At 61.8% G+C, this 25,386-nt stretch carries 29 protein-coding genes; 16 read left to right on the top strand and 13 right to left on the bottom strand.

Annotated features, from left to right (window positions below; translation table 11 throughout):
• Window positions 1-48: 48 nt before the first annotated feature.
• Window positions 49-945 (top strand): LysR family transcriptional regulator, encoded by an 897-nt coding sequence (locus AC1D2N_RS10790; RefSeq protein ID WP_130653454.1) that lies wholly within the window; start codon window positions 49-51, stop codon window positions 943-945.
• Between the two features lie 79 nt (window positions 946-1,024).
• Here the strand turns inward: AC1D2N_RS10790 and AC1D2N_RS10785 are convergent, their stop codons facing one another.
• Together AC1D2N_RS10785 and AC1D2N_RS10780 are read right to left on the bottom strand one after the other, a co-directional pair.
• Complete coding sequence (locus AC1D2N_RS10785) at window positions 1,025-1,555, bottom strand: dihydrofolate reductase family protein (RefSeq protein WP_018244416.1); 531 nt, start codon at window positions 1,553-1,555, stop codon at window positions 1,025-1,027.
• 228 nt (window positions 1,556-1,783) lie between these two features.
• Window positions 1,784-2,665: an AraC family transcriptional regulator gene (locus tag AC1D2N_RS10780; RefSeq protein ID WP_130653453.1), complete on the bottom strand. Its 882-nt coding sequence runs from the start codon at window positions 2,663-2,665 to the stop codon at window positions 1,784-1,786.
• Between the two features lie 306 nt (window positions 2,666-2,971).
• Here AC1D2N_RS10780 and AC1D2N_RS10775 point away from each other — a divergent pair, with 306 nt between their 5' ends.
• Complete coding sequence (locus AC1D2N_RS10775) at window positions 2,972-3,442, top strand: GNAT family N-acetyltransferase (protein WP_130653452.1); 471 nt, start codon at window positions 2,972-2,974, stop codon at window positions 3,440-3,442.
• Between the two features lie 104 nt (window positions 3,443-3,546).
• Here the strand turns inward: AC1D2N_RS10775 and AC1D2N_RS10770 are convergent, their stop codons facing one another.
• From AC1D2N_RS10770 to AC1D2N_RS10760, 3 genes are all read right to left on the bottom strand, one after another.
• The gene (locus AC1D2N_RS10770) at window positions 3,547-4,092 is read right to left on the bottom strand and encodes a YbhB/YbcL family Raf kinase inhibitor-like protein (protein WP_130653451.1); all 546 of its coding nucleotides are present in this window, start codon (window positions 4,090-4,092) and stop codon (window positions 3,547-3,549) included.
• A gap of 38 nt (window positions 4,093-4,130) precedes the next feature.
• A complete protein-coding gene (locus AC1D2N_RS10765; RefSeq protein WP_130653586.1) occupies window positions 4,131-4,985 on the bottom strand; it encodes a helix-turn-helix domain-containing protein in 855 nt (284 codons plus the stop codon).
• Window positions 4,986-5,190: 205 nt separating this feature from the next.
• Window positions 5,191-6,162, bottom strand: a complete 972-nt coding sequence (locus AC1D2N_RS10760) for a LysR family transcriptional regulator (protein WP_130653450.1) — start codon at window positions 6,160-6,162, stop codon at window positions 5,191-5,193.
• 78 nt (window positions 6,163-6,240) lie between these two features.
• Here AC1D2N_RS10760 and AC1D2N_RS10755 point away from each other — a divergent pair, with 78 nt between their 5' ends.
• Window positions 6,241-6,735, top strand: coding sequence for a hypothetical protein (locus tag AC1D2N_RS10755; protein ID WP_130653449.1), 495 nt, complete (start codon window positions 6,241-6,243; stop codon window positions 6,733-6,735).
• A 76-nt stretch (window positions 6,736-6,811) separates the two neighbouring features.
• Here the strand turns inward: AC1D2N_RS10755 and AC1D2N_RS10750 are convergent, their stop codons facing one another.
• The gene (locus AC1D2N_RS10750) at window positions 6,812-7,708 is read right to left on the bottom strand and encodes a LysR family transcriptional regulator (protein ID WP_018447907.1); all 897 of its coding nucleotides are present in this window, start codon (window positions 7,706-7,708) and stop codon (window positions 6,812-6,814) included.
• Between the two features lie 128 nt (window positions 7,709-7,836).
• Here AC1D2N_RS10750 and AC1D2N_RS10745 point away from each other — a divergent pair, with 128 nt between their 5' ends.
• From AC1D2N_RS10745 to AC1D2N_RS10735, 3 genes are read left to right on the top strand one after another with little or no spacing between them, the layout of a single operon-like run.
• Complete coding sequence (locus AC1D2N_RS10745) at window positions 7,837-8,208, top strand: Atu4866 domain-containing protein (RefSeq protein ID WP_018244408.1); 372 nt, start codon at window positions 7,837-7,839, stop codon at window positions 8,206-8,208.
• Between the two features lie 58 nt (window positions 8,209-8,266).
• Window positions 8,267-9,118, top strand: coding sequence for an oxidoreductase (locus AC1D2N_RS10740; protein ID WP_196251383.1), 852 nt, complete (start codon window positions 8,267-8,269; stop codon window positions 9,116-9,118).
• Between the two features lie 58 nt (window positions 9,119-9,176).
• On the top strand, window positions 9,177-9,911 hold the full coding sequence (locus AC1D2N_RS10735) for an SDR family oxidoreductase (protein WP_026230906.1): 735 nt from the start codon (window positions 9,177-9,179) through the stop codon (window positions 9,909-9,911).
• Between the two features lie 61 nt (window positions 9,912-9,972).
• Here AC1D2N_RS10735 and AC1D2N_RS10730 read toward each other — a convergent pair whose 3' ends face one another.
• Window positions 9,973-10,536, bottom strand: a complete 564-nt coding sequence (locus AC1D2N_RS10730; protein ID WP_026230907.1) for a methylated-DNA--[protein]-cysteine S-methyltransferase — start codon at window positions 10,534-10,536, stop codon at window positions 9,973-9,975.
• Window positions 10,537-10,782: 246 nt separating this feature from the next.
• Between AC1D2N_RS10730 and AC1D2N_RS10725 the strand changes: the two genes are divergently transcribed.
• The 3 genes from AC1D2N_RS10725 to ybaK all read left to right on the top strand — a co-directional run bounded on the left by AC1D2N_RS10725 (window position 10,783) and on the right by ybaK (window position 12,819).
• Entirely contained in the window at window positions 10,783-11,844 is a 1,062-nt protein-coding gene (locus AC1D2N_RS10725; RefSeq protein WP_130653448.1) for a succinylglutamate desuccinylase/aspartoacylase family protein, read from the top strand.
• Window positions 11,845-11,962: 118 nt separating this feature from the next.
• Window positions 11,963-12,313 carry an ArsC family reductase gene (locus AC1D2N_RS10720; protein ID WP_018244403.1) on the top strand — a complete coding sequence of 117 codons (351 nt, stop codon included), beginning with the start codon at window positions 11,963-11,965 and terminating at the stop codon, window positions 12,311-12,313.
• A gap of 32 nt (window positions 12,314-12,345) precedes the next feature.
• Window positions 12,346-12,819 (top strand): Cys-tRNA(Pro) deacylase, encoded by a 474-nt coding sequence (ybaK, locus tag AC1D2N_RS10715; protein WP_128408673.1) that lies wholly within the window; start codon window positions 12,346-12,348, stop codon window positions 12,817-12,819.
• A gap of 68 nt (window positions 12,820-12,887) precedes the next feature.
• Here the strand turns inward: ybaK and AC1D2N_RS10710 are convergent, their stop codons facing one another.
• Window positions 12,888-13,331, bottom strand: coding sequence for a MarR family winged helix-turn-helix transcriptional regulator (locus tag AC1D2N_RS10710; protein ID WP_128408674.1), 444 nt, complete (start codon window positions 13,329-13,331; stop codon window positions 12,888-12,890).
• 82 nt (window positions 13,332-13,413) lie between these two features.
• Between AC1D2N_RS10710 and AC1D2N_RS10705 the strand changes: the two genes are divergently transcribed.
• Together AC1D2N_RS10705 and AC1D2N_RS10700 are read left to right on the top strand one after the other, a co-directional pair.
• A complete protein-coding gene (locus tag AC1D2N_RS10705) occupies window positions 13,414-14,097 on the top strand; it encodes a glutathione S-transferase family protein (RefSeq protein ID WP_130653447.1) in 684 nt (227 codons plus the stop codon).
• 126 nt (window positions 14,098-14,223) lie between these two features.
• Window positions 14,224-15,477: an aminopeptidase gene (locus AC1D2N_RS10700; RefSeq protein ID WP_130653446.1), complete on the top strand. Its 1,254-nt coding sequence runs from the start codon at window positions 14,224-14,226 to the stop codon at window positions 15,475-15,477.
• Between the two features lie 207 nt (window positions 15,478-15,684).
• Here AC1D2N_RS10700 and AC1D2N_RS10695 read toward each other — a convergent pair whose 3' ends face one another.
• Both AC1D2N_RS10695 and xseA read right to left on the bottom strand, forming a co-directional pair.
• Entirely contained in the window at window positions 15,685-16,278 is a 594-nt protein-coding gene (locus tag AC1D2N_RS10695) for an NAD(P)H-dependent oxidoreductase (protein WP_130653445.1), read from the bottom strand.
• Window positions 16,279-16,280: 2 nt separating this feature from the next.
• Window positions 16,281-17,861, bottom strand: coding sequence for an exodeoxyribonuclease VII large subunit (gene xseA, locus AC1D2N_RS10690; RefSeq protein WP_130653444.1), 1,581 nt, complete (start codon window positions 17,859-17,861; stop codon window positions 16,281-16,283).
• Between the two features lie 340 nt (window positions 17,862-18,201).
• Between xseA and AC1D2N_RS10685 the strand changes: the two genes are divergently transcribed.
• Complete coding sequence (locus AC1D2N_RS10685) at window positions 18,202-18,447, top strand: hypothetical protein (RefSeq protein ID WP_018244396.1); 246 nt, start codon at window positions 18,202-18,204, stop codon at window positions 18,445-18,447.
• Between the two features lie 128 nt (window positions 18,448-18,575).
• On the opposite strand, the gene AC1D2N_RS10680 is transcribed toward AC1D2N_RS10685, so the two are convergent.
• Window positions 18,576-20,423, bottom strand: a complete 1,848-nt coding sequence (locus AC1D2N_RS10680; protein WP_130653443.1) for a hypothetical protein — start codon at window positions 20,421-20,423, stop codon at window positions 18,576-18,578.
• Window positions 20,424-20,583: 160 nt separating this feature from the next.
• Between AC1D2N_RS10680 and AC1D2N_RS10675 the strand changes: the two genes are divergently transcribed.
• Both AC1D2N_RS10675 and AC1D2N_RS10670 read left to right on the top strand, forming a co-directional pair.
• Window positions 20,584-21,591, top strand: a complete 1,008-nt coding sequence (locus AC1D2N_RS10675) for a glycosyltransferase (RefSeq protein WP_130653442.1) — start codon at window positions 20,584-20,586, stop codon at window positions 21,589-21,591.
• Window positions 21,588-21,965 (top strand): GtrA family protein, encoded by a 378-nt coding sequence (locus AC1D2N_RS10670; protein WP_130653441.1) that lies wholly within the window; start codon window positions 21,588-21,590, stop codon window positions 21,963-21,965. The genes AC1D2N_RS10675 and AC1D2N_RS10670 overlap by 4 nt, the downstream gene beginning before the upstream one ends.
• A 103-nt stretch (window positions 21,966-22,068) precedes the next feature.
• Here the strand turns inward: AC1D2N_RS10670 and AC1D2N_RS10665 are convergent, their stop codons facing one another.
• Window positions 22,069-23,055: a Gfo/Idh/MocA family protein gene (locus tag AC1D2N_RS10665; RefSeq protein WP_130653440.1), complete on the bottom strand. Its 987-nt coding sequence runs from the start codon at window positions 23,053-23,055 to the stop codon at window positions 22,069-22,071.
• 179 nt (window positions 23,056-23,234) lie between these two features.
• Between AC1D2N_RS10665 and AC1D2N_RS10660 the strand changes: the two genes are divergently transcribed.
• Window positions 23,235-24,182 (top strand): aldo/keto reductase, encoded by a 948-nt coding sequence (locus AC1D2N_RS10660; protein WP_128408677.1) that lies wholly within the window; start codon window positions 23,235-23,237, stop codon window positions 24,180-24,182.
• A gap of 14 nt (window positions 24,183-24,196) precedes the next feature.
• Entirely contained in the window at window positions 24,197-24,646 is a 450-nt protein-coding gene (locus AC1D2N_RS10655; protein ID WP_130653439.1) for a GNAT family N-acetyltransferase, read from the top strand.
• 44 nt (window positions 24,647-24,690) lie between these two features.
• On the opposite strand, the gene AC1D2N_RS10650 is transcribed toward AC1D2N_RS10655, so the two are convergent.
• Complete coding sequence (locus tag AC1D2N_RS10650) at window positions 24,691-25,380, bottom strand: hypothetical protein (protein ID WP_130653438.1); 690 nt, start codon at window positions 25,378-25,380, stop codon at window positions 24,691-24,693.
• Window positions 25,381-25,386 lie beyond the last annotated feature (6 nt).

The following is a 25,386-nucleotide window of genomic DNA, read 5'->3' as shown; positions in this document are numbered from 1 at the left end:
GTTAGATACGGGCTTCGGAAGGCGCACCGCGCGGTGCTGGATTGCACCATGATCGACTGGGATGACATTCGCTACTTTCTTGCCGTGGCGCGCGGAGGCTCAGTGCGGGCTGCCGCCGAGGGCCTCGGGGTGTATCATTCGACCGTGCTGCGACGCATCGCTCAGCTCGAGGAACGCCTCGGGGCGCAGATGTTCGAAAAGCTGCCTTCGGGCTACCGCCTGACGGCTGCGGGCGAGGAGGTCCTCGAGCTCGCGAACCAGATGGAAGCGTCGTCGCACCAGCTGGAGACGCGCGTCTTCGGTCGCGACCAGAGCGTGCGCGGGCTTCTGCGGGTGACGTTGGCTCCAACCCTTGCGACACATCTGCTCATGCCGGATCTCGCCGATTTCGCGCTTCTGCATCCCGATATCGAGATGGAAATCATCTCGTCCGGCGAGCTGGCAAATCTGACCAACCGAGAGGCCGACGTGGCGATCCGCGTCGTTTACGACCGCAAAACCCTGCCGCTCAATCTTCACGGCCTGAAGGGACCGGAGCTCTTCAGCGGCGTCTACATGTCTCGCGATCGACTGGCCGCATGGCGTGCGGGCGCGCCGGATCCCATCCGGTGGATCGTCATAAGCATTCATGGAATTCCGGATTGGGTCCGCGAGGGTGAGGTTCGCACCACGGGGGTTCCGTTCAGGACCACGGACGGCGAGGCGCAGATCGTTGCAGTACGGCAAGGGCTCGGGATGACGACACTGCCGTGCTTCGTCGGAGATGCCGACCCCCTCCTGGCGAGGGTGCCGGGCACCGACCTGCACCTGCATGGAACCCTCTGGCTTCTCACGCAGGGGGAGACACGCAAGACGAAGCGCGTGCGGCTCTTCACGGAGTTCGTATCCCGCAGGCTCGCCGCATACACTCCGCTTCTCGCGGGGCTGTCCATGTCGCGCGACTGACGCCCGGCAGGTCGCCGGCGACGCTTGCCGTAATCCGGTCGGAAGCCGAGCTGCGATTTTCATCTGGCGAGTCGCCAGATCAGGCCGGAACGTAGGTCAACCTGATCACATCCTCGCCAATCCGGTCATGAGCCATCAGGCGGAGCGGCGGCCGGGGTCCGGCGAAATATGGCTTGCCGTGACCGAGCACGACGGGGTGCAGGTAGATTCGATACTCATCGATCAGGCCAAGTTCGGTGAGGCTTTGCGCCAAATTGGGGCCGGCAACTTCGATCTCCCCGTCGCGCTCTGCCTTCAGCGCGCGGATCGCGGCCTCAAGATCTTCCCCAACAAGCCTGGCGTTGGGACCGACCGACGTCAACGAGCGCGAGACGACCCATTTCGGCTGGTTCCGCCACGCCGCCGCGAAGGCCTGTCGCTCTGGGTCCCATTCAGGATGTTCGTCGTCCCAGTAACGCATGACCTCATACATCCGGCGACCGTACACACTGCCCGCCTGCCGCTGAGCCTCTTCGATGAAGTGGCGGAAGAGCGTGGGGCTTGGCCCAAACGCCATATGATCGACGTAGCCGTCCAAGGACTGGTTCATTCCGAATACAAGCTTAGCCATGCTCACTTCCTTCCCTGAAACGGCATATCCACACAGTCTGATTGCATTATGCAATCAGTTTTAAGTAAGCTCAACTGATTTTATTTTGCAATTGGTTTCCGCATAAATCCGCGACCTGATGTTCGCCACCCGCCGTGCGAGTTGCTGACCGACCAGCGGAGCGGGCCTGGTGGACAACAGCCTGTCCGCTTCCAGCAATCAGAAGGGACAGGCCGCCGCCAGAGGGCGCTATTTCAGCGGCAGGAACAGTTCCGCCACCGCCTCATGCTCCGGCACCTCCGGGAAGAAGCTCAGCCGCTGGCAATAGATCGGGAAATCGCGTGCTTCCTCGCCGCTGGCCGGAAGCCAGTCGCGATAAAGGTAGAGCGCGGCGGGCTCCAGATTGTCGGTGTTGCCGACGACACGCAGCACCGCGCAGCGTCCGCCGGGGATCTCACCGGCTTTGATCTCTTTGCCGTTCGCCTCGATCGGTTGGTCGGTCCCGACACAAAGGTCCACGCTATAATCGGCAGGCGACTGAGGACGCCGCTCGGTACGCCAGACGTTGAAGGTCGGACTTGTCTTGGGGTGCAGGCCAGCGGCCTTGCGCCAGGCGATAAACCGCTGGATGGTGGCGCCGAGCGTCGCCGGGTCGCCCCGATGCTCCATGATCGCCACCGGCGTGGGCGGCACATTGCGAATCTTCACGTCGTCAGTGGTAAAAGTCTTCTGCATGAGCTTGCTCCTTGCATTGTCGAGAGGCCCGAAGGCGGCAAGCCACGGCTCCCAGTCGGGAGACTTCCGAAACGACGAAGGCGATTGCCCGAACCGTTGCCGAAAGGCGCGGGCGAAGGCATCCGGTGCGTCATAACCGGCATCCATCGCTATATCAGTGACGCGTTCTTCGTTCCTGTAAGCCAGCCGGTATGAAGCGCGCTTCATGCGGGCAAGCCTGATATAGCGATGCACTGATAATCCGAAGGTCGCCGTAAACTGCCGGTGGAAATGAAACTTCGAGAAAGCCGCGACACCGCTCAGAAGGTCAAGATCGAGATCGTCATCGAGGTGCCGGTCGACATAATCCAGCACTCGCTGCATCCGCTCATGATAGTTCCGAAGCGCTGCGGTCATTCGCCTTGGTCTCCGTGGCAGCTCAAACTAGATTCCTCCGGCAACCAGCGCCCGACCGATCTTGCGGTTTGGCATGGATCAGCCGGTGCCGCCCGATCGGAGCGTCTTGCGATCCTCGCCCGGCACTGTTATTCGCTTTTCCATCTTAGAGGAGAATGCCTTTGTTTGCCGTCGCAACGATCCAGAACTCACCGGCTGCGGCGGTAGGGATGAAGGCGCTCGGCACCATGACCGAGAGCTGACCCTCGCTCTATCGCTCGGCCTTAGCGCGCCCAATGCCGGCGCCTATCCAATGTCGAGAAGACTATGATCATCGAACTAACCACTCGTGACTTCGAAGCGCTGCTGAAGGGCATCGCGCCTCGTAATCTGCGCCTTGTCCAAGACAGCGCAATTGCGCCTCCTGAGATATTGGAGATGTTGAACCGCCTCGCGACTGACATAGGCGCTGAATTCTCGCCGTCGGCCTGGATGATCGTGGAGGATGGCGAGATCGTCGGCCTCTGCTCCATCGTTCGAGTTCCACAAGATGGAAACATCCATATCGGCTATGGGATTGCGCCTTCGCGCCAGGGCCGTGGATGCACCGCGCGGGCCATAGGCCAGTTGCTGGAGTGGGGGCGGAGCGACCCTCGCGTGGCTCTGATCTCCGCAGAGACCGGGGTTGCGAACATTGCGTCACAGCGTGTCCTCGAGCGCAATGGATTCATTCGCGCCGGCGAGCGTATCGATGCCGAAGACGGTCCATTGATTTGCTGGGAAGCAATGACGGTCTAAGGTTGCGGGCCGAATAAGCCCGCACGGGAAACGGCCGGCCGAGGTTCAATTACCTCGGCCGGCCTTTTGTCATGGACAGATGACGACTCCGATCACGGCCTGCTTCAGCGGCCGTAGGTGACCTCGACGGAGGCCTTGTCGAGCGTATTTGCCCTGACATAGAAGCCAACCATGGCGGCCGGCGCAGTATCAGGAAGCGGAAGCTTGTCGACCGAAAGCGCATAGACGGTGAACTGGTAGTGGTGCGGCTGATCGCCGGCCGGCGGGCATGCGCCGCCATAGCCTGACGTACCAAAATCGGTGTGACCTTCGACAGTGCCTGCGGGAAGCTTTTTGTAACCGCTGGCGCCGGTGGCGATCTCCGAGGCATTTGCGGGAATGTTGAACACCGACCAATGCCACCAGCCCGAGCCGGTCGGAGCATCCGGATCGTAAGCCATGATGGCGAAGCTCTTGGTCGCCTCGGGAGCACCCGACCAGGTCAGTTCCGGCGAGATATTCTTGCCGGCGCAGCCGAAGCTGTTGAAGACCTGTGCATCGGCCATGGCCTTGCCGGCGGTCAAATCCTTCGAGGTGAGCTTCATTTCGGCCTGTGCGGCCGTCGCGCCAAAGACGGATGTGGCGAGAAGTACTGCTGTGATAAAACGCATTCTGTTTTCCTACGGTTGATAATGCAGGAAAACTATCGTCACCGAGCAAGTGCATCTGCCCCGCTATGCTCAACTTCTGCCCCGATCCGCTCAAATCGCTCAGAGCCGCCCCGCACATGGCGTGGATTGACGCCAAACCGCTCCTTGAACCGGGCCGCGAATTGCGACGGGGAATCGTAACCGACCTCAAGCGCGACCTGCGCCATCGGCAGGGTTGTGGTTTGAATGAGGCCTAAGGCGCGATTCATCCTTGTATCGCTCAAGATCTCACTGAAGCCGGTATTCTCGGCGGCCAGCTTACGCCTCAGCGTCGCTTCGCTCATGTTGAACGAGCCCGCCGCGTGTGCAAGCGTCCAATCAAAGGTCGTATCACTTTCGATCATCTGCCGCAGCCGGTCCTCGAGCCGAGGGCTTTGGCATTGGCCCAACACCGCTCCGCAGAGCGCAAACCAGGTGATCAGCTCCATCAAACGAGCCTTGGCAATGGCGCCGGGAAGCCTCGTCAGATTGCCGGGCTGACAGCAATAGTCAAACAATGCCGCGGCTTCCTCCGGCAGCTTCGAGGTGCCTGTCGGGACAGGCCTCGATGGAACGGCGAGCGATCCCATCCTGGTATAGGCTTCCTCGAAGAGCTGTCGCGGAACAGGAAGCGCCAGGGTCTGATACTTCTGCGGCGCCTTGGGAATATTCTCCATCGTCAACGGTCGATAGTCGGGCAGCAAGCCGTAGGCGCCCGCCTCGAGGCGCAAAGCCTTGTCATCTGCCATGACGATCTTCGTTCCCGATTGCACCTGTATCAACAGGGGGCTCGTATTGACGAGACGAAAAAAACAGGCCCGCCCGCCCTGGCGGATCAAGGCCCTGGTCGGAATGGGAAAGACCTCGTCGAGCATATGTTCTCCGACAACAGGATGGATGATCGTGGGGCTCGGGCTGCCAGGCCGTGAGACTGGAGCCATGATCGGTAGAACCGGCATGAAGGCGCCCGCCTCGCCACCACCGATCCCTTGAGGATCGGGAATAGCAAAACCGCGTGTGATGGGCAATCTTGAGCGTCATTCAGGTGTTCGAACTCAATGGAATTCCGCGCGTCCCACCTCAGCGCATTTTCGTGGCTGGTGTTTGCTTGTCATCGATGTGAATTCGGGTTTTGTCGGCAGCRTCGGCCCGGCTTTTCACGTGATCGATGAAGGCCCGCAGCTTCGGCATCACCTGATGACGGCTGGGATAGTAGAGGAACACACCCGGCGCCATCGGTGCGAACGCCTCCAGGACGCGGACGAGTTTTCCCGCCCTCACTGGTCCGGCGGCGATTGGCTCCGGCACTTGCGCAAGCCCCATATCTTCGACGGCGGCTCCCAGCATGGTGGGAAAGTCGTGGGCGATCAGCGGCCCGGAGACAACAGCCTCGATCGGCTTTTTGCTGCTGACAAACGACCACGGCGCGATTGAGCCGTTCGAGCGGCGCATGCGGATGCAGGCATGTTGACGCAGATCGTCGATACGCTCGGGCCGCCCTCTCCGGTGCAGATATTCGGGGCTGCCGACGACCACCAGCGGGAAGGACGGCGTCAGCCGGACCGCGACCATGTCGGCTGCGATGAACTGGCCGAGCCGGATACCGGCGTCAAATCCTTCGGTGGCGATATCGACCAGTTCCTCATTCGCGGCGACCTCCACCTCGATCTCGGGAAAGGCCTGGCAGAAGGATGCAATCAGTGGCTCCAGCAGGATCGGCACCACTGACGGCGGCACCGTGAGCCGCAATAGTCCAGCCGGTCTCTGGCCGAGCTCACGCGCAACCGCGCTTGCGGCGACCAGTTCCTCGAAAGCGGGCTTTGCGCCCGCGAGGAACCGCTCGCCGGCTTCAGTCAGACCGACACTGCGCGTCGTGCGGATGAAGAGTACTGCGCCGACACGCTCCTCAAGAGCGCGTACGGCCTGGCTGATTGCCGAGGGGGTCACCCCGAGTTCCGCGGCTGCTCTGCGAAAACTACGGTGATGGGCAACGCTCAGAAACGCCTCAACGCCGTCGAGCGCGCCTTGCCTGACTGTGAAGTTTTGCTTCATACCGCATCGATATTATCGCCAATAGTCGATCGCGGAAAGCGGCCGTACATCTGGACCCCACAAATCAGGAGTGCCCCGATGTCGACGGAATCCATCTTTCAAACCCATCTCGCGCTAGGCTACGTCGCGTGGCTGCTTTGCTTCGGCGCGTATATTCTGCCCTGGCTCAAATCGATGGACAGGGTCAAGGCGCACCGCGCCATCGCCACTCTGCACAGCTTCCGCTTCTTCGGGCTCGTCTTCATTCTGCCCGGCGTCGTCGGTCCCAACCTGCCCACCAGCTTCGCCATCTTGGCTGCCTATGGCGACCTCGCGGCCGGGCTGCTCGCCATGTTGGCGCTCGTCACGATCCGCATGCGTCCGGTCTTCTGGCTGTTCGTCGTCGCCTTCAATCTCGTGGGAATGGGCGACCTCGTGCTCGACTACTATCACGCGATCCAGGCCGGCCTGCCGGCGCGGGCGGAGGAATTGGGCGCCGCATACGCGATCCCGATCATTTACGTGCCCTTGCTGATGATCACCCACGTCTTCGCATTCTATTTGCTTCTGCGTCCTCAGCCTAAGGCAACCTAGGCGCTCGCCGGCGAGGCGGCAGTATCTTAACCTCCGCCATCTCAGGCGTTGCACCTTGCGATCGAAGATCGCAAGTCTAGAGCCCGTCAAATCTGCGGACATAATCGACCAATGCGCGCAGCTTCAGCGGCTGTCTCTGGCGCCTGGGGTAGTAGAGATAGAAGCCCGGGAATGGCGGGCAGAAATCCTCGAGCAGCGGCACGAGCTCCCCGCGTTCGATATAGGATTGGAAGGTTTCCGCCATGCCGAAGGTGATGCCTGCTCCCGCGCAGGCCATGCGGATCATCATTCCCATGTCGTTGGTCGTGACGACGGGATCGACGGAGACGTCGAAGTCGCGATTGTTCTCGGTGAACTCCCAGCGATAAGGCGCCGTATCCGGGCGTGGCCGCCATCCGATGCAGGCATGATCCTGCAGGTCGCGGGGATGGCGGGGATGGCCGCGGCGCTCGAGATAGCTGCGGGATGCGGCCGCGCATTGTCGCTGCTCTTCGGAGACTGAAATCGCGATCATGTCCTGCTCGATCACTTCGCCCAGCCGGACACCGGCGTCGAAACCGGCCTCGACGATATCGAATTCGTCATCGGTGATGGTGATATCGAGTTTGATGTCGGGGCAAGCTTCCATGAAACCGGCCAGTAACGTGCCGGACAGGAAGTTCTCGGCGATCGAGGAAACGGTGATCCGCAGCAGGCCGCTCGGGCGCGCCTGCATTTCTCGCACCGTCTGCATCGCATCCTTGACCTGCCGGACCGATGGACGAACCGCGTCGAAGAACACTTCGCCGGCTTCGGTCAGGCTGACGCTACGCGTCGTGCGCTGGACCAGGGCGACGCCAACCCGATCCTCCAGGCGCTGCAGGGCCTGGCTGACGGCGGAGCGGGTGACGCCAAGCCGCTCGCCGGCAAGCCGGAAGTTCCGCGCCTCGGCCACCGCAAGAAAAACTGAAATGCCTTCGAGATCATCGACCATTGGTTAGCATTCCTAACCAAGGCATCCTCGATTGGCAACTTAATCGCCGCGGATGGGCACGCTATCTTTCAAGTCGAGATCAACGCCAAGACCCACGCATCGGCAGATCCTCTTCGAAAGGCAAGGCAATGCGAAGGATTTTCAAAAGCCCGGTTCTGCAGTTTTTCACGGCGGTCACCCTTGCTGGTACGGCGACCAGTTCGTCCGCCACCGATGCCGTGAACGACCGAGATCAGCAGCAACAAACAAGCGAGAACAGAATGCAGCAACACCCCTATGTCGGCATGTGGGTTACGGATGATGGCCGCATCCGCCACGAACTTCTGCCCAATGGCCGTTACGACGAAGCCCGCGGAAACCGCGAAAGCGCCTATCGCGGCCGTTACGAAGTCACCGGAAGCCACATCGAATACTGGGATGACACGGGCTTTACGGCCGACGGCGATTTCGTCGACGGCAATACCCTCCATCATGGCGGCATGGTGCTTCGCCGCCAATGACGTGCGGCCTGAAAGGCAACATCACCAAGGATAAGGCCGCATTTGCCGGCCGGAAAGGATGACGATCATGTCTTCCCCAGCACCCACCTGGTTCATCACCGGCGCATCGTCCGGCCTCGGCCGGGCACTCGCCGAAGCGGTCCTGGCGCGCGGCTGGCGCGCCGTCATGACGGCGCGCAGACCCGAGACCCTGGCAGATCTCACGGCAGAGCACGGCGACCGCGCGCTTGCCCTTGCACTCGATGTGACGGACAGCAACTCCATCGCCGGCGCGGTTCATGACGCCGAAACGCATTTCGGCGCGATCGACGTCCTCGTCAACAATGCCGGCTACGGCTACCTCTCGGCGATCGAAGAGGGCGACGATGCCGAGATACGCGCTCAGTTCGAAACCAATGTGTTCGGTTTGATCGCTGTCACCAAGCAGGTTCTGCCGGGCATGCGCTCACGCCGGCAAGGACATATCTTCAACGTCTCTTCGCTCGGCGGGCTCGTCGCTTTTGCTGCAACCGGCTACTACCACGCCACCAAATTTGCGGTCGAAGGCTTGTCGGAATCGCTTTCGCATGAGGTCAAATCGCTTGGCATCGATGTGACGATCCTCGAACCGGGCGCCTTCCGCACGGATTGGGCCGGCCGGTCGATGGTCGAATCCAGTACGATCATCGACGACTATGCCGAGACATCCGGCAAGCGGCGCCAGGCCACCCGGTCGGTCTCCGGCAACCAGCCGGGCGATCCGGTGCGAGCCGCGACAGCAATCATATCGGCGTTCGAGGCGGACGAGCCGCCGCTGCGCTTGTTGCTCGGCGCACCTGCCCTGAAGATCGCCCGCGAACGGCTCGATGCGCTGCGCGCAAATTTCGAAGCCTGGGCGGAGACGACGCTCAGCGCCGATTTCCCAAGCTAAACCCCAAGAAAACCCTCAGCCGTATCGCCAGGCGAGCGGCGTGCAAATGGAGCTTGAAATGTCTGATATCAAAGGAAAAGTCATTGCCATCACCGGAGCCAGCAGCGGTATCGGAGAGGCTGCGGCAAAGGTGCTGGCTGCCGCAGGCGCCCATGTCCTGATTGGCGCGCGCCGCACCGAGCGCCTGGAGGAACTCGCCGCCGACATCGCGGCAAAGGGTGGGTCGGTGCGCCTGCAAAAGCTTGACGTCACCGACCGGGCGGATGTGGAAGCCTTCGCAGGCTTTGCCAAGTCCGAATTCGGCCGGCTGGACGTTATCGTCAACAATGCCGGGGTCATGCCGCTCTCGCCGCTAGACGCCCTCAAGGTCGACGAGTGGGACCGGATGGTCGACGTCAATATCAAAGGCGTTCTCTACGGCATCGCGGCGGCCCTTCCGATCATGAAGGCGCAGGGATCGGGGCAGATCATCAACCTGTCTTCGATCGGCGGCCACAGCGTCTCTCCGACCGCCGCGGTCTATTGCGCGACGAAATTCGCAGTGCGGGCGATCTCGGACGGGCTGCGGCAGGAAACCGATCGCATCCGGGTGACCGTCATCTCCCCCGGCACGACGACATCGGAACTGGCCGAGACGATCACCGATCCGACGGCGCGGGATGCCATGAAGGCGTTCAGGGCGATCACGATCAGCCCCGAGGCCATCGCCAATTCGATCCTCTACGCCGTCAGCCAGCCTGATGATGTCGATGTCAGCGAGATCATCATCCGGCCGACAGCCAGCCCGCATTGATCCGCTGAGATTTTGCCAAAGCAATTCCAGCAAAAGTCTAGAGCGGTTTTGCTGAACTGCTCTAGAAACCCAGCGACTGCTGGGCAGGCGGTGGCGGCGCAAGGTTGACGCCTTCGAGTTCCAGCATGCGGGCTTTCGATGACGAACCGCCGGGAGCGGAGAAGCCGCCGATCTTGCCGCCGGCTGCCAGCACCCGGTGGCAGGGGATGATCAAAGCGACCGGGTTCTTCGCCATCGCCTGACCGACGTCGCGGGCGGCTTCCGGCCCGACGCCGAGCTCCTTCGCCAGCGCGCCGTAAGTGGTCGTGCGACCCCAGCCGACACGCCGTGCCGCCGCATAAATATCCCGGAAGAAGGCATCCTGGCCGGCAAGATCGAGTTCGACGCCGGAAAAATCCGTCTCCTCGCCCTGGAAATAGCGCTTCACCGCAGCGACCGTCTCGAGCACAGCAGGCGTCGGTGCGCCGGATTCGGCATCCGGCAGGCGGCGCAACAGCAGCCGTTCGGTCGCTTCCGCTGATTTGGTCGGCAGCTGGAAGCGGGTGATGCCGGCATCGCTCCAGGCGATGCCGCAGAAACCGCCCGCGGTTTCGAAGATGAGATAGTGGTGCATTGTCTCAGCCATGACAAAGGCTCCGCGTTTGCGATGACCCACAAAATCGTATGAGACGGCCGCTGTTTCAACCCGTTTCTTGCGCGCGCGCCGGCCTTCCCGGAAAGATCGCGATGCTGCAATGTCGGTCAAACGTCCAATTCAGCCGCTTCTCTCCGACCGCAAGGCCGTGCCGCTGATGCGCTTGGCCACGGCTTGCGCTTGCCTAGCTTCTGCGCATAAAGCTCGTTCAGGTGTTGCGCGGGGAGCGAAATCAGCATGGACGTTTCAGAGATCATCATCCCTGGAGATACGCCGGGAACGGAGTGGCGGCTGCCGGTGCTGCGCTTTACGGGCAGCGATCCGAAGGCGCCGAAGACCTATATCCAGGCGGCTCTGCATGCCGGCGAGCTGCCGGGAACCGTGCTCTTGCATTTCCTCTGCGAGAGGCTGCGGCAGGCGGAAAGCCAGGGCGGGATCGCCGGCGATATCACCCTCGTGCCGCAGGCCAATCCGATCGGTGCGGCGCAGTCGCATTTCGGCGAATTGCAGGGCCGTTTCGACTTGGGCTCGCGCACCAATTTCAACCGGGATTTCCCGCTGATCTCCGTTGCGGATCGCGCCACGCTGATCGAAGACCTCGATGATTATCCGGCTACCGACAGATTGAAGCGGCAGTTGCTGCACATGGCGCTCGGGGCCGATCTCGTGCTCGACCTGCATTGCGACGACGAATCCCTGCAATATGCCTATATCGACGAGGCCTTCTGGCCGGAGGCGGCCGATCTCGCCGCTTCACTCAACATGGAGGCCGTGTTGCTTTCGGACGGCGAAAGCTCGGCCTTCGAGGAAGCCGTCGGCTTTGCATGGAAATATGAAGTTCCCGGCGAGCGCCAATCCCGGCTGCCCGGCAAACTCTCCGTCACTGTCGAGCTGCGCGGCAAGCGCGATGTCGATCCAGTGCTGGCGAAAAAGGATGCCGACGGGCTCTGGCACTTCCTCGCGGCACGGGGGATCGTTGGCGACGAAAAGCCGGCAGCAATGGCATTTTCCGGTCCGGCCGTGCCGCTCGATAATATCGAGATCATTCGCACTCCAGAAGGCGGCGCCGTGCTTTTCCATCGCGATATCGGCGAGAAGATTGCGGAAGGCGACCGCCTAGTGACGATCGTCACCCGGCCGGGACAGCCGGGCGGCAGCATCGAGCTCACCGCGCCGCAGGACGGGCTGATCCTGACCCGAACCTCCGACCGGCTGGTGCGGCGGCGCGGCGACCTGATGAAGATCGCCTGCGACGAACCCAGCAAGGCCTCCCGCAAGGCCGGCACGCTGGAGAATTGAACGAGGCCGGTTTTGTCCTGCTGCGATTGTCGACGCGTTCGGGGATAAACGTCGCACGGCGTTTGCGCCGGCCTTTGTGCATGTTATCTCGCTGCCATCACAAGGAGATCGATCGGGCATGGCCGTCACCATCTATGGCATCAAGAATTGCGACACGATGAAGAAGGCCCGCAGCTGGCTGGAAGAACACAGCGTCGCCTATGAGTTTCACGATTACAAGGCGCTGGGTATCGACCGCGCCCATCTCGAAGCCTGGATCGACGAAGCCGGCCTCGACACCGTGCTCAACCGCGCCGGCACCACCTTCCGCAAACTGCCCGATGCCGACCGCGAGAACCTCACCCGGGAGAAAGCAATCCAGCTGATGCTCGACCAGCCGTCGATGATCAAGCGGCCGGTGCTGGAGGCGAAGGGCAAGCTGCTGATCGGCTTCAAGCCGGAGATTTACGCCGGTATGCTCGGAGGCTGACAGGCGGCCCGCTGAGCTCACGAGGAAAAGAGATGTCCAAGACCACGCGCGCGACACAGCTTCTTTCGCAGGCGGGCGTCGCCTTCACAGTTCATGCCTATGACTACGACCCCAATGCTGAGCGTGTCGGGCTGCAGGCGGCCGAAGCGCTCGGCGAGGCGCCGCATCGGGTGCTGAAGACGCTGATGGCGGAAGTGGACGGCAAACCGGTCTGCGTCGTCGTACCGTCGGATCGCGAGGTCAGCATGAAGAAGGTTGCGAGCGCCTTTCACGGCAAATCGGCCAACATGATGAAGCCTGCCGATGCCGAGCGGCTGACGGGCTATCATGTCGGCGGCATCAGCCCGTTCGGCCAGAAGAAGACCGTGCCGACGGCGATCGAGGAAGCCGCCCTTGCCGAACCGCTGGTCTATATCAATGGTGGGCAGCGCGGGCTGCAGGTGCGGCTCGATCCGAAGGCTGCGTTGAAGGTGCTGAAGGCTGTCGCCGCGCCGCTGATTGCCTGATCGGAGCATGATGCCGAAAAGTGTAAGCGGTTTTCGGACAACATGAACCGGCCTAAAATCATCCTGTTCTAGAGGAAGCGGTCGAGCAGGTCAGCGATCGTCTTCGCCTCGTTGTCGGCAAGCTTGCAGCCGATATGGGTCTCGATCGATCTGGCATAGACGGTCCACATGCGCTCGCGAAGCTTTCGGCCGGCATCTGACATCACCACCCAGCGTCCGCGCCCATCTTCAGCGAAGGCCTCGCGCCGGACCAGCCCCTCTTTTTCCAACCGATCGATCAGCCGGGAAAGATTATACTGCGCCAGCAATGTCCGCTCTTCGATCTCGTAGGGGCGCAGCTTGCCATCTTCCGAGCGCGTCAATTCCCAAAGCACGTCATACCAGGCAAGCGGCGGCATGCCGGCCGCCTTCAGATCGGCTTCGATGGCAGCGAGCAAGCGTTCGCGGGCGCGCATGATGCTCGTCCAGGCAGAGGTGACCGCTTCGCTCGGATTCGACGTTTTTTCGGACATAAATGCAATTACATCTATCTTGAATTCCGCCGCAAGCGATATTAGATGCAGTTACATCTATCATCGCCGCATGGAGACCGTCATGAGCAAACTTACCCTCGTCAGCCATCATCTCTGCCCCTATGTGCAGCGCGCCGCGATCGCGCTTCTCGAAAAGGGCGTGCCCTTCGAGCGCATCAACATCGATCTTGCCAACAAGCCGGACTGGTTCCTGCAGATCTCGCCGCTCGGCAAGGTGCCGCTGCTGCGGATCGAGGAAGAGGACGGCAGCGAGGCGGTGCTGTTCGAAAGCAGCGTCATCTGCGAATATCTGGAGGAAACGCAGCCGGGCGTCGCGCTGCACCCCAAACACCCGCTGACGCGCGCCCGCCATCGCGGCTGGATGGAATTCGGCTCATCCGTGCTTTCCGATCTCTGGGGTTACGAGACGGCTGAGGATGCCGCGCAACTCGAGGCCAAGCGCAAGGCGCTCATCGCCAAATTCGCGACGCTCGAGGGTGTGCTGACGGATGGGCCTTATTTCGCCGGCAACGACTTCAGCCTCGTCGACGCCGTCTTCGCGCCGGTCTTCCGGTATTTCGATCTCTTCGACACGCTCGGCGACAGCGGCATCTTCGAAGGGCTTGAGCGGGTGGCGCGCTGGCGCAAGGCGCTCTCCGAGCGGGCGAGCGTCAGGGCCGCCGTCGGCGCGGACTACCCGCAGCGGCTGATGGAATTCCTCGAAAAGCATAACTCAATCCTGCTCAGGCAAGCTGCCGCCGCGTGAAGCGCGTCCGGCGGCCGGACATATATCCGGCCGCTTGCAATTCGGCGGCAATACGCTTCATTTTCGCCGCAAACGGGTCTAAGTCTTCCAGCCTCCCACCGTCGATGACAGAAGGCAGGTTGAACCATGACTTTCATGCCCCAGAGCCAGAACACCGTTGATCCCGTCAAGCTGGAAAAGCTTGCGGAAGTCGCCATCAAGGTCGGGCTGCAACTGCAGAAAGGTCAGGATCTGGTGATCACCGCACCTGTCGTGGCGCTGCCGCTGGTTCGCCTGATCACCAAGCACGCCTATCAGGCCGGCGCCGGGCTGGTCTCCGCCTTCTATTCCGACGAGGAGACGACGCTGGCGCGCTATCAATATGGCAGCGACGAGAGCTTCGACCGCGCCTCCGGCTGGCTCTACGAGGGCATGGCCAAGGCCTATGCCAACGGGGCGGCCCGTCTCGCGGTCGCCGGCGACAATCCGATGCTGCTGTCCGAGCAGGATGCCGGCAAGGTCGGCCGCGCCAATCGCGCCAACTCCACCGCCTATAAGCCGGCGCTGGAAAAAATCTCGAATTTCGACATCAACTGGAACATCGTCTCCTATCCGAACCCATCCTGGGCCAAGGTGGTCTTCCCCGACGATCCGGAGCCGATCGCGATCGCCAAGCTCGCCAAGGCGATCTTTGCCGCCTCGCGCGTCGATGTCAGCGACCCCGTCGCCGCCTGGACCGAACACAATGCCAATCTCGCCAAGCGCTCCGCCTGGCTGAACGGCGAGCGTTTAGCCTCGCTGCATTTCCAGGGACCGGGCACCGACCTGACGGTCGGCCTTGCCGACGGGCATGAATGGCATGGCGGCGCGTCCACCGCCAAGAACGGCATTACCTGCAATCCGAACATCCCGACCGAGGAAGTCTTCACCACGCCGCATGCGCTGCGCGTCGAAGGCCATGTGTCGAGCACCAAGCCGCTTTCGCACCAGGGCACGCTGATCGACAATATCCAGGTGCGTTTCGAGGGCGGACGCATCGTCGAAGCCAAGGCCTCGCGCGGCGAAGAGGTCTTGAACAAGGTGCTCGATACCGACGAGGGCGCGCGCCGGCTCGGCGAAGTGGCGCTCGTGCCACATTCCTCCCCGATCTCGGCCAGCGGCATCCTGTTCTACAATACGCTGTTCGACGAAAACGCCTCGTGCCACATAGCGCTCGGCCAGTGCTATTCCAAATGCTTCCTCGATGGCGCGACACTGAGCCAGGAGCAGATCAAGGCGCAGGGCGGCAATTCCAGCCTGATCCATATCGACTGGATGATCGGCTCGGATAAGGTCGATATCGACGGCCTCAAGCCTGATGGCTCGAGGGTTCCGGTGATGCGGCAGGGCGAATGGGCCTGAGCGGCATCATCGTGGGCTGACAGAATGCTGGCGCGGCCAGCCCCGTCCTTCGAGACCCCTCCGGGGCACCTGAGGATGAGGCTGGCGCGAGCGCGTGCCTCAGGTGATCCTTCGAAGCGACGTGGATCATGCTTCAGGACGAGACCGCGCAGCCCCAGCAGCATGCGCTAGAACGCAAACCCACTGCACATTTTTGCTGGAATTGCTTTAGCGGATCGCCGATAGCAGCTTGCGCACGCGATCGAGATGCATCGTCCGCTTTGCATCGGTGGCGCGGTCCATGTCGTGCAGGCTGAGCATCTCGAAATTCAGCCGCTTCGAGCAGAAGGCGGCGATGCCGCGCTTCAACAGCCGGCGCACCGGATCGCCCATATAGAGACGCACCAGCCACCAGGGCGAGCCTGTCGTCGTCAGCGCATAGAGCAGCCGGATATTGGTCAGCTGCGGCACGATACGGCCGCCGGCGGCGTCATGGCTGAAGGCAACACCGGGGGCGAAAACACGGTCGAAGAAACCCTTGAGGATGGCGGGGAAATTGAACCACCATTGCGGAAAGACAAAGATCAGGCCGTCGGCAGCCTTCAGGCGGGCAACGGTATCGGCAACGGCTGAGGTGTCATAGGGCACGTCGAAATAGCCGCTGCGCTCGGCCTTCGAAAGGCGCGGATCGAAATCTTCGCGGTAGAGATCAAGCAGGTCGACCACGTGGCCTGCCGCTTCCAGCGCTTCGCGTGCGGTCCTTGCCACGGCAGCGGCGAAACTGTCCTCCAGCGGATGGGCAAGCACCAGCAGGATCCGCATTGTCAGAACAGGCTTCCCTGCTTCGGTGGCTCTGCGGGTCTTACGCTGCGCTTCTTGGCACCGGCCGGCGGTGCGCCGCCTTCCGTGGTCATGGCGCCGACACGACCGTCGGCGAATTCGATGGCGATGCCCATGCCGGCCGAGAGTTGCGCAGCCTGCGAGACCGGCCTGTTGTCCTCATCGCGAATGACGGCGTAACCGCGCTTCAGCACGTTCTTATAGGAGAGCGACTGCAGCACGCGGTCCTGCGAAGAAAGCTCGGCGCGCGCACGGGTCAGCTGGTGGCGGATCGCCGTATCGGCATGGCGCGAAAGATTGCCAAGGCGTTCGCGGCCGCGGTCGGTCTGTGTCTTCAGCCGGGCAGGCAGCGAGGCGAGGATGGCTTCGGCGCGGTCAACGCGTGATTTCGAGCGGTCGATCAGCCGCTCGACCATGCGCTCGGCCCGGGCCATGCGCTCGTTCAGCGTCTGGCGGCGCTCGGCGATGCGACCGGACAGCAGATCGGGGCGCAGATGCGAGCCGACGCGCTCGAAGCCGCGGCGCTTGTTGATGGTGTTGAGCTCCAGCCCGCGGCCGAGGCCGGTCGCCACCTCGTCGAAACGCCGGCGCGGCAAGGCGAGAAGCTGATCGAGCGACGGCAATGCCCGCATCAGGGCGCGCACCGACTGGCGGCGCTGATCCATCTGGCGGTTCATGCAGCCCTGCAGGCGGGCGGCAAGAGCGGCGGCCTGCGCCTCGAGCTCGGCCTTGACGGGCACCGCCATTTCGGCAGCCCCTGTCGGCGTCGGAGCACGGACATCGGCGGCATAGTCGATCAGCGTCCAGTCGGTCTCATGGCCGACGGCCGAGATCAGCGGTATTTCGCTTTCGGCCGCCGCGCGCACAACGATTTCGTCGTTGAAGCTCCAGAGATCTTCCAGACTGCCGCCACCGCGCGCGACGATCAGCACATCCGGGCGCGGAATGGCGCCGGCCGGCTCCAGCGCGTTGAAGCCGCGGATGGCGTTCGCCACCTCTTCGCCGGATCCCTCGCCCTGAACCTTCACCGGCCAGACAAGGACGTGCACGGGAAAACGATCGGAGATGCGGTGAAGGATATCGCGGATCACCGCGCCGGTCGGCGAGGTAACGACGCCGATTACGCTGGGCATGAAGGGCAGCCGCTTCTTGCGGGCGGCATCGAACAGGCCCTCGGCACCAAGCTTGCGTTTGCGCTCCTCGATCAGCGCCATCAGCGCGCCGGCGCCGGCCGGTTCCAGCGTCTCGATGACGATCTGATATTTCGAGGAGCCCGGAAAGGTGGTGACCTTGCCGGTGGCGATGACTTCCATGCCTTCTTCCGGGCGGAACTTCAGCCGCGAGAAGGTGCCCTTCCAGATGACGGCGTCGATGCGGGCGCGGTCGTCCTTCAGCGCGAAATAGGCATGGCCCGAGGAGTGCGGCCCACGATAGCCGGAGATCTCGCCGCGCACGCGAACCTGGTCAAAGGCGGTTTCGACGGTGCGCTTGATCGAGCCGGAAAGCTCCGAAACCGAATATTCGGCAAGGTTGGTCGGCGAATCGCTGTCGAAGACGTTGCTCATCCCTCCTTTCTATGTCGATCAGCGGTAAACGGGAAGGTCGGCATTGGGGGCGGGCTTGGTTTTCCCGGCCGTTGAAATCGTTGGCGGGAGGTTCGTCGCCGTTGCGTCGAGCGCGCTCGTCTCAACGCATCCTGCACATGCACTCGTTGCAACCAGGTGGACAAACAACAAAATCGAGTAAAGCTGTTTTGTTGCGGAACGTATAGTTAGACAATGCGTTTCACATGAAAGGGATTGCTAACCACCGCAATACAAAGGCTTTTCGGCAAAGCCTGCCGGTAAATCTTTGTTAGTTGGCGCTTCCTATGCTTCCCCTCGTTATCTCTGGGAAGGTGCTGAAATGATTATTCTCACAGCAGCAGCATTGGGCATCAGCGCCGGGCAAATGCGCTCGGCTGGCGTGATCGCGTTGGTCGCCGCGTTGATCGGAATGACATTCGCGCTGGCGGCGATAACCTCGCCCGGCCCGGTGTCCATTCTGGCATTCGTCTATGCCGTGCTCGGCTATAATGGCGGCCTCATGCTCTTCGTGCTCGGGCTCTTTGCCAATCAGCGCCTCCGTCGCGCCACGCGTGTCTCACACTGAAAGCGCGTCGCGATCTTTCAGATCGCTCCTCGCGCTTTAGGCCCTTATCTCAAACGCATGTCGCTATCGCAAAACCGCCGCACAGTTTTGCGCGACATGCTTTATTCCATCCTTGAAACTTGCCGTCGTCAATTCATCGCCGGCCGATAGCGAAAGAATTGTACGCCCACGTCGGCCGCCTTCGGAAGCGGTTCCAGATAGGGCGGGATATTCCCCGTGCCGAGCTGCGCATAGAGCCCATCCGGCTTCAGCTTGGCGATCTCGCGCGTCTGCAGGTCGCCGGGGCAGAAGGCAAGCGCCGTCACGCCAGTCCCCTTCAGGAAGGCTTCCGCCTCCTGCGGCTCCGCCATGCCGATATGCAGTTCCGTCAGCATGCCGCCCTGATTGCGATGATAGGGCGCGGAGAGAACCCGGTTCTTGGTGAAGCGCAGGATCGGCACGCCCATTTCCGATGGCGCGGAGATCAGTCCGGCCGGTAGCCCAGCGAGCGGCGCCAGCGCCGCTTGCGATGTGCAGGAAATTTCCTTTGCCGGCTTCGCTGCCTTCTTCTGGGCAGCATTTTCCATCTGCAGCGAGACAAACCCGCCTCCGACGGCCCAGGCGGCCGGAGCACTGGCGAGCACGGTCACGATATAGATGAAGGCGGCGGCGACATTCTCGCTGTCCCCGTTGGAGATGCGCTTGATATCGATGATCAGCAAGGCAAGCGGCAGGATCGAGATCAGGTTCGAGAACGTGGAACCGCGCACCTGGACCAGTGCGATTGCCCAGCTCGTCATCAGCAGGAAGAGCAGGATCAGGTGGATCTGCACGCGGTCACGTTGAGCGACGCGGAAGATGCAGACGGCGATACCGAACAGGCCGGCCGCATAGAAGCCACCGATCGAGAAGGGATCGGTGCGCCCGAGAACGAAAAACGACTGCGCTTCCGATACATTCCTCAGCCAGAGCTCGACCAGCATCGGATCGAGACTGGCCAGCGGATCGCTCAGGCATTGCGGTGCGATCACGATCGCCGAACCGAAAACTCCGGCGCCGACGACGGCGAGCGCGGCAAAGCGTAGGGGCCGGCGCAGGTGGCTGGCAAAAACCGCCGAAAACAACAGCAACCCGCCGCCGATCGCCGCCAGGCTGTAATAGCCGAGCGAGAGATTGTCGCACGTGACCATCGAATAAAGCCGGGGCGGCACTGTTGCGAAGAAGAGGATGCTGATCGCAATCGCCAGCGCCAGCCCAAAGGCCCTCGCGGCGGCAGCGAAATCTTCGCCCTCCCATGCCCAGAGCAGGGCAATGGTCAGGCAGACCGCGGCGACGAAAGGTGTCGTCTCGGCGCCGATGGCGATGGCAACCGCTGCAGCGATGCCGGCGACCGCATAACTCCAGGCGCGACGCTCGGGATCCAGCAGCATCGCGATCATCGTCGCGACCAAAGCCAGCTGCGCATTGTGATGATCGATGGCGCCCGGCGCGAAACGGTTTCCGGTGTAGATCGCAAGACCGGTCAAGCCGAGACTGATGTGCATGGCGGCAACGCCGCCGATGCGCCGACCGGCAACCGCCATGGCGAGCATGGCGGGCAGGATGAGCGATACCGGCCAGACGCCGAGCGCCAGCGCCTCGGCCGTCTCGTGGGGTGCAAACAGGCCGAAGAACCAGATCAGCGAGGCGATCGGCAGGTCGATCAGCCGCGACCAGTGCATCAGCGTGCCGCCGTCGAGGCCGAGACGGTATTGCATCAGATCGAACCAGCCCTGCCCAGCCAGAAAATCTCGAACTTCGACGAGACGCATTCCGTCGTCATTGTCGGGGCCGACGTAATCGGTGGCACCGGAAAGCTTGGTGATGAGGATGGCGGCGGCAAGGATGACGCTATAGGCGATGACGGTTGGCCAGAGACGCGTCAGCAGGCCGCGTACCCCGCCCCTGGGGGCGCCGGTCACGGAGGATGCATGGGCGATCGACTGCACAGCGTTCATTGTGGTTAGCGGTTCGTTTCCAGATAGCGAAGCTTAGCCGCCGCCGATCAAGAAAGTGTAAAGCCGTTTGTGGCAGCTGCCGATTTTGCCTGCGTCATAGGGTCTTATTAACGGCGCGTGATTTAGGCTGGGCGCGGCTTTAAGTGTAACGAGTAGAGTCATGGCCCGATCGCGTACCGACAATCTGAATATTGCCGTCCTGCTTCCCTGCTATAATGAAGCGGCGACGATCGGCCCTGTCGTCCAGGGCTTCCGGGCGACGCTGCCCGATGCTGCGATCCATGTCTACGACAACAATTCCACCGACGGCACCGCTCTGCAGGCAATGCTTGCCGGCGCGCATGTCGTGCGCGAGCGGCGCCAGGGCAAGGGCCATGTCGTGCGCCGCATGTTCGCCGATATCGACGCCGACATCTACATCATCGCCGACGGTGACGGCACCTATGCCCCGGAGGATGCCGAAGAGCTGGTGCGCACGCTGCTGACGGAGCGCGCCGACATGGTGGTCGGCACTCGCCGCGGCGTGCATGACGATGCCGGCCGTCAGGGTCATGCGATTGGAAACCGGCTTTTCAACCTGCTCTACCGGATGATCTTCGGCCCTGACTTCACCGATATCTTCTCCGGCTACCGCGCGTTTTCGCGCCGCTTCGTCAAGAGTTTCCCGGCTGTATCAGGCGGCTTCGAGATCGAAACCGAGATGTCCGTGCATGCCTCCCGGCTGAAGCTGCCGGTCAGCGAGCTGGAGCTCGACTACGGTCGCCGGCCGGAAGGCTCGCATTCCAAGCTTTCGACATTCCGCGACGGCGGCAAGATCCTCTGGATGTTCGCGATGCTGATGAAGGAAACCCGGCCCTTCGCCTTTTTCAGCGCAATCAGCGCCACCTTCATGCTGGCGAGCCTCGGCTTCATGGCGCCGGTGCTGGCGGAATATTTCGAGACGGGTCTCGTCAGCCGCATGCCGACCTGGGTGCTGTCGACGGCGCTGATGATGATATCCTTCATGCTGTTTACCGCCGGCGTCATCCTGGATTCCGTTGCGCGTGCCCGCGCCGAACAGCTTCGTATCCATTATATGGGCCTGGAGAGGCTGAGCGCGCTGAAGGCGCCGCTCAGCGACGCAGGGCCGGTATCGCGCGCCCGTCCCGGCAAGGCGGACGCGGCATGAAAAAGCTCATCCGCTTCACTATTGCCGGCGGCATCGGCTTCCTCGTCGATGCCGGCATCCTGTCGGCGCTGCTCCATCTGACGCCGCACGGGCCGTTTCTGGCGCGGCTCGCCGCGATCGCCTTCGCCATGGCGGCGACCTGGGCTTTCAACCGGCGCTTCACCTTCGATCGCACCGGCCGTTCGCTTGCCGCCGAAGGTTTCCGCTACGGCTCGGTCGGGGTGACGGCAGCGCTGGTCAATTACGGACTCTATTGCGCGCTTCTGCTGTCGCAGCCGGCACTTCAGCCGCTTGCGGCCATGGTGGTCGCCAACCTCGCCTCGATGGTCTTCAGCTTTTTCGGCTATTCGCGCTTCGTCTTCCGCGCCGAGTGATTAGAGCGCCGCGCGTCCAAAAGGACGCGCAAAGGACGCTCTAACACTTTAAATTGGCCCATAATCCTTTCCGAAAATCGATCCCGATTTTCGGGGTTATGCGCTAGACTGCCTCCCAGCCGTCCTTCTCGCTGGCGCGATAGATCGCGTCGATCACCTTCTGGTTCAGCTTCGAATTTTCGAGCGTGACGATCTCTTCCTTGCCGTTCGTCACCGCCCGGGCGAAGGCCTCGACCTGCCGCTTGTACTGGCGGCTGTCCTGGAAGCGGAAGATGCGCGATTCCCTGTGGCTGCGGTCGGCAAGCTCGATCTCTTCCAGGCCCCAGCGATTGGCGTTGAACGGCGACTTGACCTCGATGTAACCTTCGGTGCCGTGAAAGACCATGACCTGACGGTTGGCCATCTGCGTCGAGATATAGAAGCTCAGCTCGAAATCGCCGAAATCGGCCTTGACGCTCGAATAGATATCCGTGCCGAAATCCGCATCGCGCTCGGTGATCGCCTGGATCCAGAGCGGCTCCTTGCCAGTGGAAAAGCGCGTGCTCATGACGGGATAGACGCCGATATCGGGAAGGCCGCCACCGCCGAGCTCGGGAACGTTGCGCATATTGGCGGGGTCGCGGTTGAAATAGGTGAAGGCGCCCTGCACATGCCGGAGCGACCCGATCGCGCCCTCATCGATCAACGAGCGCACCTTCTGCCAGACCGGCGAATAGTTGATCATATAGGCTTCGGTGACCACCACCCGGTTGCGGTCGCGAGCGGCGATCACGTCGTCGATATCGCCTGATTTCAGCGCCAGCGGCTTTTCGCAAAGCACGTGCTTGCCGGCATCGGCTGATTTGATCGACCATTCGATATGCTGCGAGGTCGGCAGCGGGATGTAGACGGCGTCGATGACGTCGGAGGCCAGCATCTCCTCGTAGGAGCCGAAGGCATGCGGCACGGAGAAGCGATCGGCCATCTCCCTTGCGCGCGTCAGATCACGGCTGGCAATCGCCGTGACGACGCAATTTTCCGCATCCTGGATCGCCGGAACGACATTGTCGCGGCCTATCTTCGCCGTTGAAATGATACCGAAGCGCAGCATGATCCAAGCCTCCCAAACTGATTTCCGCGAACCATATTCAGGCCTTGGCTGCGGCGCAATGGCGCGACCTGAAATCACGGAAGTTTGCCTTCCCGGATGCCCGGAATGCGCTAGGTTCTGTCAGGGCGGCGTTCTGCCGTATTCGCGATTTCAATTCCTTCACACTTCTGGAGAGCGTTATGGAAATGCGCCGGCTTGGAAAAACAGGTCTTTCGGTCGCGCCGATCGTCATCGGCGGCAATGTCTTCGGCTGGACGGCCGACGAGAAAACATCCTTCGCCATTCTCGACGCCTTCTTCGATGCGGGCCTGAACACGATCGATACGGCCGATGTCTATTCCGCCTGGGTTCCGGGCAACAAGGGTGGCGATTCCGAGGAGATCATCGGGCGCTGGCTAAGCCAAGCCAAGGTTTCCCGCGACAAGGCTGTCATCGTCACCAAGGTCGGTTCCGACATGGGACAGGGAAAGACGCTGAAGGAGACCTATATCCTCAAGGCGGTCGAGGATTCGCTGCGCCGGCTGCAGACCGACTATATCGACCTCTATCTCTCGCACTGGCCAGATGCCGATACGCCGCACGAGGAAACGCTCGGCGCCTTTGCCAAGCTGAAGCAGCAGGGCAAGATCCGCGCCATCGGCTGCTCGAACTATGATGCGAAACTGCTTCAGGCCTCGTTTGACGCTGCCGAGAAGGCCGGCCTGCCGCGTTACGATGTGCTGCAGCCGGAATATAATCTCTATGAGCGCGCCAGCTTCGAGGGGCCGCTTGCCGATCTCTGCGTCAAGGAAGACATCGGGGTCATCACCTATTTCAGCCTCGCCGCCGGCTTCCTCACCGGCAAATACCACAGCAAGGCCGATACGGAAGGCCGCGCGCGCGAGGGCCGGGTTTCGAAATATTTCGATGACAAAGGCCTGCGCATCCTGGCCGCGCTCGACAAGATTTCTGCCGAAACCGGCGCCAAGCCCGCGGAAATTTCGCTCGCCTGGCTACTGCGCAAGAAGGGCGTGACGGCGCCGATCGCCAGCGCGACCAGCCTTTCGCAGCTTGAAAGCCTGGCGAAATCGGCGACACTTGCGCTTTCCGATGACGCGATGGCGCTGCTCGACCAAGCCGGCGCCTGAAAGAAAGAGACGCCATGACCGTGAAGATACGCGAGGCCCGCCCCGAGGACGAAGCCCGCTGGCGCGAACTTTGGGCGGCCTACCTTGCCTTTTACGAAGTCGCGGTCGATGCCGATATCACCGATCAGACATGGCGTCGGGTCTTTGATCCGGCGTCGGCAATCGCGATGCGTGTCGCCGAGGTCGACGGCAGGATGATGGGCTTTGCGCTCTATCTCACGCATGAGGGCACGTGGATCCGCGGCAGGGACTGCTATCTCGAAGACCTGTTCGTCGATGCCGAGGCGCGCGGCAAAGGCCTCGGCCGGGCGCTGATGGACGATCTCGTTTCGACCTGCAAAGCCAAGGGCTGGTCACGGCTCTACTGGCATACGAGCGAGCAGAACAAGACGGCGCGGGCGCTTTACGACAGCTATGTCGAAAGCGACGGTCACATCCGATATCGCATCAGCTTCACTGCATAATTCCTTAAATCGGAACCGATTTAGGGATAAAATTATCCAGCAATTCAAAGTGTTACAGCGTCCTTTGCTCTCGAAAAGACGCGCGGCGCTGCAAGCGATGGAAAACCCGCATACCATTTTGAATGATTGCCTTCCCAATTGGCCATGCCGGGTTTGGTGAGGATGCCGCGCGGACTGATATAACTCTGGATCACCCGTTTCGGCCGTTCGTGCCACTGGATATTGAATGCCCATAGCTTCGGGAAGAAACAGAGCGAGGCATAAGGCAGGTGGTCGTGAATCCACCAGGCGAGCCGCTGCCAGTCGCTTTCATCGTGGTAATGGTCGATCATCCATGGCACGGCAATGCAGACGGCTGCGCCCATGCAGCCGTCGAAGTCCCTCATATCCCAGATGTGATGCGCTGATGTGGCGGCATTGGTCGAGCAGTTCAGCTTGTTCTCATTGCCGAACCTGTTGACCGCGGGCGAACGATAGCCGGAGCGGATATGCAGGCGCCCGAACGTTGCCTCTAGCGGCTCCAGCAAGTCCTCGCAGAGCCTCTTGCCCGCCTCGATCGCCAGATCGGGATCCTCGGGGACATTGGGGATACGGTAAAAATCGGCGATTTCGGAATGCAGGAAATCGCGGAGGAAGAAGTTTTGCGACAGCCGCACGCGGCCAAGGTCCTCCAGACCCTTCATCGAATTCGGCTTTCGCATGACTTTCCCTCCCACATCGACGGCAGGAATCATCGCCCG

The sequence above is a fragment of the Rhizobium sp. P1_B8 genome (genome assembly GCF_056406515.1).
The sequence above is the reverse complement of the archived record's forward strand: the minus strand, read 5'-3'. Positions and strand labels throughout refer to the sequence as shown.